This is a genomic window from Aquabacterium sp. A08, assembly GCF_011742065.1.
This window is the reverse complement of sequence record NZ_JAAQQT010000563.1, coordinates 1-9,270: the sequence shown is the minus strand read 5'-3', so window position 1 is coordinate 9,270 and position 9,270 is coordinate 1. Positions and strand designations below refer to the sequence as shown.

Sequence of the window (9,270 nt, the reverse complement as noted above, 5' to 3'; positions counted from 1 at the left end):
GCGCGGGCCTTGTGACCCGAGCCCCCAAGCCATGAAAAGCCCGACCGTTGCGGTGCTGCTGATCCTGTTGGGGGTCTATTTCCTGTTGTCCAACCTGGGGCTGGTCACGGTCAGCATCCGCCAGCTCATCGGGGTCTGGTGGCCGCTGATCCCGATCGCGGTGGGGGTGAGCTGGCTGGTGTCGTCCAGCAAGCGCTGACGGCGCCGCTCAACCCTTCGCCTGCAGCGCGTGGTACACGCGCACGGCACCGTAGGCGTCGTTGGCGGCGTACAGCAGCTGCGATTCGCTCAACTGCGGCGCGGCCCAGTTGGTGGTGGCGGTTTTTTTGGATTTGAGGAAGCGTTGCTGGAACAGCAGCGCGATGGCGGTTTTCAGGCCCACCTCGCGCCGGTGGCCGCGTTGGCGGAACACCGTGTTCAACTCCAGCACATTGGCCGGCTCCACGCCCAGTTTGTGCCGGATGCGCAGGCGGTCGTCCCGCAGGCCGAAGCCGGCCTTGACCGCGTCGGGCCAGGCCAGCAGGTCGGCCACCACGGCGCGGCAGTCGGGATCGTGCAACTGGAAGACCCAGGCCGCGTCCCGCGTGGCCAGTTGCACGGTGTGCGGGCCGTCCGAGGTCTGGTCGCGGTGGAAGGTGGGTTTGGATTCGGTGTCGAAGCCCCAGGCGCTGGCCTGTTGCAAGGTCTGGGCCGCCAGCCGGGCCTGTTCGGCGCTGTGGACCCGGTGGATGCGCGACAGGGGCAGGCGCTCGAACGGCTCGAGCAGGGCGATGGCTTCGGCGCTGGGGCAATGGGGGGCTGGGGTCATGGTGTGCGCCCGAGAATAACCGAGTCGGCGCGCTTGGCCGCATAATCGCGCTCCCGCCTCGGCGCCATGTCGGCGCCGCACGCCGCGGGCAGGACCGCCATGAAAAAAACCTTCTCCCTCCACGTCGAGGGCAAACACCCGGACCGTTTGCTGGACGCGATCAAGCACGAACTGAACAAATACGCCAAGCGCGAGCGGCGCAAACCCCTCCCCGAGGGCGTGCATTTCTGGGACTTTGACTGCAAGTTCGGCCCGGACGCCGACAGCGCCGAAGCGCTGCACCTGAACGACCTGAACGCCCGGCTGGACGCCGCGGCCCAAGCCGGTGCCCAGCAGGCGTACGTGGAAATCGTGGCCAAGCCCGGCGTGCGCCAGTTCGTCGCCCGACCGGACACCGCCACAGACGGCGCGGGGGACGACTGACCCGGCTCAGTCTTTCTTGGCCGTCTGCGCGGCGGCCGCGCGCAGCTTGTCTTTTTTGCTGGGGCGCTTGCCTTTGATGCCGCCGGTCCCGTCGCTGGCTGGGGTCGAGGGGGCTTCAGCTTCGGTGGGTTCAAACCCGGCCACGGTGTCCAGCGGCACCGCCAGTTGCTGGCGCTTCTGGATCAGTTGCCAATGGGCCAGCGTGGCGGCCGTGACCAGGCTGACGGCCACACCCGAGGCCCCGGCGCGCCCGGTGCGGCCGATGCGGTGCACATAGTCCACCGCCGAGCGCGGCAGGTCGAAGTTGACCACCACCGGCAACTGGGCGATGTCGATGCCTCGGGCCGCCAGGTCGGTGGTGACCATGACGTCGGCTTCGCCGTGCTTGAAGCCGGCCAGCACCTCGCGCCGGGCGCCCTGGGCCAGGCCGCCGTGGAAGGCGGTGGCGCGCAGGCCGCTGCGGTTCAGCTTGAACGCCAGGTGCTCGGCCGCGTACTGGCTGGACACGAACACCAGCACCGGCTTCCAGCGCTGCGTGTCGATCAGGTGGCGCAGCAGGGTGGCGCGGCGGGCGGTGTCCACCCGGTAGGCGCGCTGCTCGATGCGGGCCAAGTCCACCACGGTTTCGGGCACGTGCAGGCGTTCGGGCTGGTGCAGCAGGGCGTCGGCCAGGCTTTGCACCTCGGCCGGGAAGGTGGCCGAGAACAGCAGGTTCTGGCGGCGGGTGGGCAGCAGGTCGAGCACGCCGTAGAGTTCGTCGGCAAACCCCAGGTCGAGCAGCCGGTCGGCCTCGTCCAGCACCAAGTGCTGCACCGCATTCAGTCGCAGCGCCCCGCTGCGCACCAGGTCCAGCAAGCGCCCCGGGGTGGCCACCACGACTTCGGCACCGCCGCGCAGGTCCATCATCTGCGGGTTGATGGACACACCGCCGAACGCCAGCCCCACCTTCAGCGCCGGCTGGCCGTGGGTGGTGTGGCCGGGCAGGTGGCGCAGCAGCTCACGCAGCACGTCGCCGGCTTGCTGGGCCAGTTCGCGGGTGGGCACCAGCACCAGCGCGCGCGTGGGGCGCGGGCCGGGGCGCAGCGGCTCGGCCCACAGGCGTTGCAGCAGCGGCAGCAGGTAGGCGGCGGTTTTGCCCGAGCCGGTCTGGGCTTGCGCTTGCACGTCCGCGCCGCGCAGCACGGCGGGAATGGCCGCGGACTGGATGGGGGTGGGCGCGTCGTAGCCGAGGCGTTGCGTGGCGGTGACGAGGGCCGGGGTCAGTCCGAGGGCGGCAAAAGGCATGGGGTTCCTAGGCAGAGCGCTCAGCGCAGCACTTCCAGCAGGCGGTCCAGGCCGCCGTCGTTGATGGCGACCATGGCCTGCTCGCGCACCTTGGGCTTGGCGTGGTAGGCCACCGACAGACCGGCCGCGCCCATCATGGGCAGGTCGTTGGCACCGTCGCCCATAGCAATACACTGGTGCGGCTCGATGCCCAGCAGCGAGGCCACTTCCAGCAGCGTGCGGCGTTTTTCGGCGCCGTCGCAGATGTCGCCCCAGCATTGGTCCACCAGGCGGCCGGTGAGGGCGCCGCAGTGTGGACCATTTTCAATTTCCAGGATGTTGGAGCGCGCGAAGTCGATGCCCAGCCGCGCCTTGACGCGGTCGGCGAAGTAGGTGAAGCCGCCAGACACCAGCAGCACCTTCATGCCCGCCGCCTGGCAGGCGGCGATGAGCTCGGCCGCACCCGGGTTGATGCGCAGGCGTTCGGTATAAACCCGCTCCATGTCGGCCACGGTCACGCCTTGGAGCAGCGCCACGCGGCGGCGCAGGCTGTCTTTGAAGTCGGTGATTTCGCCGCGCATGGCGGCTTCGGTGATGGCGGCCACCTCGGCCTTGCGGCCCACCGCGTCGGCGATCTCGTCCACGCACTCGATGCTGATGAGGGTGGAGTCCATGTCGAAGGCGATGAGCTTGAAGTCGCTCAGGTTCAGCGGCGCGGTGAAGCCTTGGACGACAAGGCCGGGGGCGAATTCGGTGGCGGTCATGGGTGGGGGTATGGCGGGACGGCTGGTGCGGGCCAGGGGGGTGAAGCGCGCAGTGTAGCGGCACCCGGTCCCCCTAACAAAAAACCCGCCTGGCGGCGGGTGGGCTTGGGGAGGCGGGCGCTCAGCGCGGGAAGTAAGCCTTGGCTTTGTCCAGCTTGTAGCTCCAGGGCAGTTGGGCGTTCTTCCAGCCGTTGACCACGCGCTGGCCTTTGCGTGCGCCGTCTTTGGCGGTGTCGCCTTCAAAGCCCTCGGCCACCGAATAGACCTGGGTGTAGCCCGACAGCAGCAAGCGGTCGGCGGCCTTGGAACTGCGGTCGCCCGAGCGGCAGATCAGCACGATGGGGTCGGTCTTGCCCAGGCCCATGGCCTTGAGGCGGCGTTCGATTTCGGGCTCGAAGTCGGCGTTCGGTTCCAGCTTGTACATGCCGCGCTTGTCGTCCCAGTCCAGCATGATTTCCTGGTGTTCCACGTAGGGCACCAGGGCATCGGCGGCACTGGCCATGCCCACGTACATGGCCTCGGCCCGGGTGCGCACGTCGAACAGCGCCACTTTTTGCGGGGCGTTTTGCTTCATGTCCAAGGCTTGCTGGGGCGTCAGGTACAGGCCGGCCTTGCTCACCTTCACGTCGGGCAATTGGCCCCAGTGGGTCGATCCGGCGGGCCAGTCGCTGGCCCACGCGGTGGTGCTGACGATGGCAGCGGCCAGGCACAGGGGTTTGAACCAGGTCATGTCGTGTGTCCTCCTCTTGAAATATCAACGACTGATTATGTCCCGAGCTGGCTTGCAGCAAACTTTCGAGGGAGGCGGCCGTGACCGGGTTCATGCCCTGGCGGGAGCTTCCGCCGGGATGGGTTGGCCCAAAGAGCGCAGCACGTCGCGCACCAGCTGCGCCCGGTCTTTGGGCTCGGGCAAGGCGCGCTCAATGCGCAGCTTGTCGTTGCCCGCCAGCTTGATCTGCTTGTTCTTCTGCACCAGCTCGATGATGCGCATCGGGTCCACCGGCGGGTTGGGCCGGAAGGTGATGAGGATCACGCCCGGGGTGGCGTCCACCTTTTGCACGCCGTAGGGCGCGCACAGCACGCGCAGCCGGTGCACGTCGATCAGCGTCTGCGCCTGCACCGGCAGTTTGCCGAAACGGTCCACGATTTCTTCGAGCAGCGTGTCGATCTGGTCGCTGGTCTTGGCGGTGGCCAGCTTCTTGTAGAAGCTCAGGCGCAGGTGCACGTCGCCGCAGTAGTCGTTGGGCAGCAGGGCCGGGGCGTGCAGGTTGATGTCGGTCGCAGCGCTCAGGGGCTTGAGCAGGTCGGGCTCGCGCCCGGCCTTCAGGCTGGCCACGGCTTCGCTCAGCATTTCGTTGTAAAGCTGGAAGCCCACTTCCAGCATGTTGCCGCTCTGGTTTTCGCCGAGCACCTCGCCCGCGCCGCGGATTTCCAGGTCGTGCATGGCCAGGTAGAAGCCGCTGCCCAGCTCTTCCATTTGCTGGATGGCGTCCAGCCGCTGGGCGGCCTGTTTGGTCAGACCGTCCATGTCGGGCACCAGCAGGTAGGCGTAGGCCTGGTGGTGGCTGCGGCCCACGCGCCCGCGCAACTGGTGCAGCTGCGCCAGGCCGAACTTGTCGGCCCGCGCCATGATGATGGTGTTGGCCGTGGGCACATCGATGCCGGTTTCGATGATGGTGGAGCACAGCAGCAGGTTGAAGCGCTGGGCCACGAAGTCGCGCATCACGCGCTCCAGTTCGCGTTCGGGCATCTGGCCGTGGGCGATGGCGATGCGCGCCTCGGGCAGGATTTCTTCCAGCTTCTGCTTGCGGTTCTCGATGGTGTCCACCTCGTTGTGCAGGAAGTACACCTGCCCGCCGCGTTTGAGTTCGCGCAGCACCGCTTCGCGGATCACGCCGTTGCCTTCGTTGCGCACAAAGGTCTTGATCGCCAGCCGGCGCTGCGGCGCGGTGGCGATGACCGACAGATCGCGCAGGCCTTCCAGCGCCATGCCCAGCGTCCGGGGAATGGGCGTGGCGGTGAGCGTGAGCACGTCCACCTCGGCGCGCAGTTCCTTCATCGCTTCCTTGTGGCGCACGCCAAAGCGGTGCTCCTCGTCGATGATGAGCAGGCCCAGGTTCTTGAACTTGGTCTTTTCGCTCAGCAGCTTGTGGGTGCCCACCACGATGTCCACCGTGCCGTCGGACACGCCTTTGAGCGCGGCATTGATTTCCTTGGTGGTGCGAAAGCGGCTCATCTCGGCGATCTTCACCGGCCACTTGGCGAAGCGGTCCACCAGCGTCTGGTAGTGCTGCTCGGCCAGCAGCGTGGTGGGCGCCAAAAAGGCCACCTGTTTGCCGCCCGTCACCGCCACGAAGGCGGCGCGCAGGGCCACCTCGGTCTTGCCAAAGCCCACGTCGCCGCACACCAGCCGGTCCATCGGGCGCGGGCTGATCATGTCCTGGATGACGGCGTGGATGGCGGCCTTCTGGTCGGCGGTTTCCTCGAAGCCGAAGTCGTTGGCGAAGGTTTCGTAGTCGTGCGGGCTGTAACGGAAGGCATAACCCTCGCGCGCGGCGCGGCGGGCGTAAATGTTGAGCAGTTCGGCGGCGGCGTCGCGCACCTGCTCGGCGGCCTTGCGCTTGGCCTTTTCCCACTGGCCCGAGCCCAGGCGGTGCAGCGGGGCCTCGTCGGCGCTCACGCCGGTGTAGCGGCTGATGAGCTGCAATTGGCTCACCGGCACGTAGAGCACCGCGTCCTGCGCGTATTCCAGGTGTAAAAACTCCTGCAGCGCGGGCGAGCCGTCGGGGTTTTTCTCGCCCAGGTCCATGTGGATCAGGCCCCGGTAGCGGCCGATGCCGTGGGCGCTGTGCACCACCGGGTCGCCCACGTTGAGTTCGCTCAGGTCTTTGATCAGCGCGTCAACGTCGCTGACCTGTTCCTGTTTTTTGCGCCGGCGGGTGGTGGGGCCGGCGGCGAAGAGTTCGGTTTCGGTGACGAAGTGGATGCCGCCTTCCACCCAGGCAAAGCCGCTGGCCAGCGCGGCGGTGGCGATGCCGGTGGTTTCGTCGCTGGCCTGGAATTCGGCCAGCGAGTCGAACGCGGGCGGGTTCAGGCCGCTGGCGCGCAGAAAGTCCAGCAGGCTTTCCCGGCGGCCGTCGCTTTCGGCCAGCAACAGCACGCGGTCGGCACTGGCGCGGATGTGGGCCTGCAGCTTGGCCAGCGGGTCGTCGGCGCCGCGCTGGGCGCCCAGGTCGGGCAGGGCTTGCACCCAGGCGCTGTGCTCCACGTCGGCCTGTTCGGCGCGCAGGGCCAGTTGCATGTGCGGCTTGGCGGCGGCGTAAAAGGCTTCGGCGTCCAGGAACAGCGTGTCGGGCGGCAGGGCGGGGCGGTCCGGGTCGCCATGCACCAGGCGGTAACGCTCGCGCGTGTCCTGCCAAAAGCGCTGGAAGGCGGGTTCCAGGTCGCCGTGCAGCACCAGGGTGGCGTCGTCGCCCAGGTAGTCGAACACCGTGGCCGTTTGTTCGAAGAACAGCGGCAGGTAGTACTCGATGCCGGCGGTGGCCACGCCGTTGCCCATGTCCTTGTAAATGCGGCTCTTGGTCGGGTCGCCGTCCAGCAGTTCGCGCCAGCGGGCGCGGAATTTGGCACGCGCGGCCTCGTCCATGGGGAACTCGCGGCCCGGCAATAGGCGCACCTCGGGCACCGGGTAGAGGCTGCGCTGGCTGTCGGGGTCGAAGGTGCGGATGCTGTCGATCTCATCGTCGAACAGGTCCACCCGGTAGGGAACCAGCGAGCCCATGGGGAAGAGGTCGATCAGGCCGCCGCGCACCGCGTATTCGCCGGGGCTGACCACCTGCGTCACGTGCTGGTAGCCGGCCAGGCTCAGTTGCGCTTTCAGCTTGGCTTCGTCCAGCTTCTGCTTGACCTGGAACTCAAAGGTGTAGCCCGCCAGGAACGACGGCGGCGCCAGCCGGTACAGCGCGGTGGTGGCGGGCACCAGCACCACGTCGGCCCCGTCGTCGGCCTTGCGCTGCTGGATGCGCCACAGCGTGGCCAGCCGCTCCGAAATCAAATCCTGGTGCGGCGAAAAGCTGTCGTAGGGCAGGGTTTCCCAGTCGGGGAACAGGGCGCAGCGCAGGCCGGGAGCGAAGAAGGGAATTTCTTCCAGCAGGCGTTGGGCGTCGGTGGCGTCGGCGGTGACGATGGCCACGGGGCGGCCGGCGGTTTTCTCGCGCTGGCCCAGTTCCGCCAGCAGCAAGGCATCCGAGGAGCCCTGCGGGCGGGGCAGTTGGTAGCGTTTGCCGGGGGTGAGGCGGGGCAGTTCCATGCGGTGAAAAAGGAAAAAAAGGGGGCCCAACGGGCGCACCCCGCTGGGGTGGGGCGGGGTGGGGCAGCACAGGATTTTAGAATCGGGACCCAACATGCCCGAGACCCCGCCCGCATTCCCACCCGACGCGACCGATGCGCCGCGCTGCCACGCCCTGGTGCCCTCGGCCGGCAGTGGCAGCCGGGCGGGCACGGCCACGCCCAAGCAGTACCGGCGCGTGGCCGGGGCCCGGCTGATCGACCACACGGTGCGGGCCTTGCTGGCCGTGCCGGGGTTGGCCGGCGTGGCGGTGGTGGTGGCGCCGGACGACGACACCTACCAGAGCCCCGACGTGCGTGTGCGCGTCTGGCCGGTCGGCGGGGCCAGCCGGGCCCACAGCGTTTGCAACGGTTTGGCGGCCCTGGCCCACGCCGGGGCCCGCCCGCACGACTGGGTGCTGGTCCACGACGCCGCCCGCTGCCTGGTGGACCCGGCCGACGTGGCGCGGCTGATCGACGCCTGCCAGGGCGACCCGGTGGGCGGGTTGCTCGGCCTGCCGTTGCCCGACACCCTCAAGGCCGCCGACGCCGCCCAGCGGGTCTGCGCCACCGTGGACCGGGCCGACAAGTGGCTGGCCCAGACCCCGCAAATGTTCCGCCTGGGCGCGCTGCGCCAGGCCCTGGAGGCCCACCGCGCCACCGGTTTTGCCGGCATCACCGACGAGGCCAGCGCCATCGAGGCCGCCGGCCTGCGGCCCAGGCTGGTGCGCGGCAGTGCGCACAACCTCAAGGTCACCTACCCCGAAGACTTTGCCCTGGCCGAAGCGGTGCTGCGCCACCGCGCCGGGGCCCACCCCAGCGAGATTTCTGCATGACCCCAGCTGCCCCCACCGTCGCCGTGCCCCCGTTCCGTGTGGGCGAAGGCTGGGACGTCCACGCCCTGGTGCCGGGGCGGCCCCTGGTCCTGGGCGGGGTGACCGTGCCCCACCACAGCGGCCTGCTCGGCCACTCCGACGCCGACGCCTTGCTCCACGCCATCACCGACGCGCTGCTGGGCGCGGCCGGGCTGGGCGACATCGGCACCCTGTTCCCCGACAGCGACGCCCGTTTCCGGGGTGCCAATTCCCGCGTGCTGCTGGCCGAGGCCCTGCGCCAGGTGCAGGACCAGGGCTGGGCCGTGGCCAACGTGGACTGCACCGTGGTCGCCCAGGCCCCGCGGCTGGCGGCCCACAAGGCCGCCATGCGTGCCGCCATCGCCCAGACGCTGGGGCTGGCGTCGGCGCAGGTGAACGTGAAGGCCAAAACGGCCGAAAAACTCGGGCCGGTGGGGCAGGGCTTGAGCATGGAGGCCCGGGCCGTGGTGTTGCTGTACCGGGCCTGAACGGCCTGGCGCGTGAGCCGACCCAGGCCGTTCAGGCCTTGCGCAGGCGCAGCGTGGCCTGCAGGCCGCCGCCGGGGTGGTTGTCCAGCCGGCATTCGCCGCCCATGCGTTCCACGGTTTTCTGCACAATGGCCAGCCCCAGGCCGGAGCCACTGGCCGCGGTGCGGGCCACGTCGCCGCGGTAAAACGGTTCGGTCAGGCGGGGCAACACGTCGGGGGGCACGCCGGGTCCGTGGTCGCGCAGGGTCAACTGCACCCATTTGCCCGCCGCCGTGGCGCGCAGCTCCACCTGGGCCTGCCCTTGCGGGTCGCGGCCGTAGCGGGCGGCGTTTTCCAGCAGGTTG

10 protein-coding genes are annotated in these 9,270 nt (G+C 69.0%); 4 read left to right on the top strand and 6 right to left on the bottom strand.

Annotated features, from left to right (window positions below; genetic code table 11):
* Window positions 1-199, top strand: a 199-nt coding sequence (locus tag HA630_RS06170; protein WP_208299987.1) for a LiaI-LiaF-like domain-containing protein, incomplete at its 5' end; no start/stop codon positions are given.
* Window positions 200-208: 9 nt separating this feature from the next.
* Here the strand turns inward: HA630_RS06170 and HA630_RS06165 are convergent.
* Window positions 209-808, bottom strand: a complete 600-nt coding sequence (locus tag HA630_RS06165) for a 3'-5' exonuclease (protein WP_166833325.1) — start codon at window positions 806-808, stop codon at window positions 209-211.
* A 99-nt stretch (window positions 809-907) separates the two neighbouring features.
* On the opposite strand from HA630_RS06165, the gene HA630_RS06160 reads away from it, so the two are divergent.
* Complete coding sequence (locus tag HA630_RS06160) at window positions 908-1,231, top strand: DUF6172 family protein (RefSeq protein WP_166833323.1); 324 nt, start codon at window positions 908-910, stop codon at window positions 1,229-1,231.
* 6 nt (window positions 1,232-1,237) lie between these two features.
* Here the strand turns inward: HA630_RS06160 and HA630_RS06155 are convergent, their stop codons facing one another.
* From HA630_RS06155 to mfd, 4 genes are all read right to left on the bottom strand, one after another.
* Complete coding sequence (locus HA630_RS06155; protein WP_166833321.1) at window positions 1,238-2,515, bottom strand: DEAD/DEAH box helicase; 1,278 nt, start codon at window positions 2,513-2,515, stop codon at window positions 1,238-1,240.
* Window positions 2,516-2,535: 20 nt separating this feature from the next.
* Window positions 2,536-3,258 carry a phosphoserine phosphatase SerB gene (serB, locus tag HA630_RS06150; RefSeq protein ID WP_166833319.1) on the bottom strand — a complete coding sequence of 241 codons (723 nt, stop codon included), beginning with the start codon at window positions 3,256-3,258 and terminating at the stop codon, window positions 2,536-2,538.
* Window positions 3,259-3,379: 121 nt separating this feature from the next.
* The gene (locus tag HA630_RS06145; protein ID WP_166833317.1) at window positions 3,380-3,988 is read right to left on the bottom strand and encodes a rhodanese-like domain-containing protein; all 609 of its coding nucleotides are present in this window, start codon (window positions 3,986-3,988) and stop codon (window positions 3,380-3,382) included.
* A gap of 90 nt (window positions 3,989-4,078) precedes the next feature.
* The gene (gene mfd, locus HA630_RS06140; RefSeq protein ID WP_166833315.1) at window positions 4,079-7,567 is read right to left on the bottom strand and encodes a transcription-repair coupling factor; all 3,489 of its coding nucleotides are present in this window, start codon (window positions 7,565-7,567) and stop codon (window positions 4,079-4,081) included.
* Window positions 7,568-7,661: 94 nt separating this feature from the next.
* On the opposite strand from mfd, the gene ispD reads away from it, so the two are divergent.
* Window positions 7,662-8,420: a 2-C-methyl-D-erythritol 4-phosphate cytidylyltransferase gene (ispD, locus tag HA630_RS06135; protein ID WP_166833313.1), complete on the top strand. Its 759-nt coding sequence runs from the start codon at window positions 7,662-7,664 to the stop codon at window positions 8,418-8,420.
* On the top strand, window positions 8,417-8,926 hold the full coding sequence (ispF, locus tag HA630_RS06130; RefSeq protein ID WP_166833311.1) for a 2-C-methyl-D-erythritol 2,4-cyclodiphosphate synthase: 510 nt from the start codon (window positions 8,417-8,419) through the stop codon (window positions 8,924-8,926). Before ispD ends, ispF begins: the two co-directional genes overlap by 4 nt.
* A 31-nt stretch (window positions 8,927-8,957) precedes the next feature.
* On the opposite strand, the gene HA630_RS06125 is transcribed toward ispF, so the two are convergent.
* A partial coding sequence (locus tag HA630_RS06125) for a cell wall metabolism sensor histidine kinase WalK (RefSeq protein ID WP_166833309.1) occupies window positions 8,958-9,270 on the bottom strand: 313 nt, incomplete at its 5' end.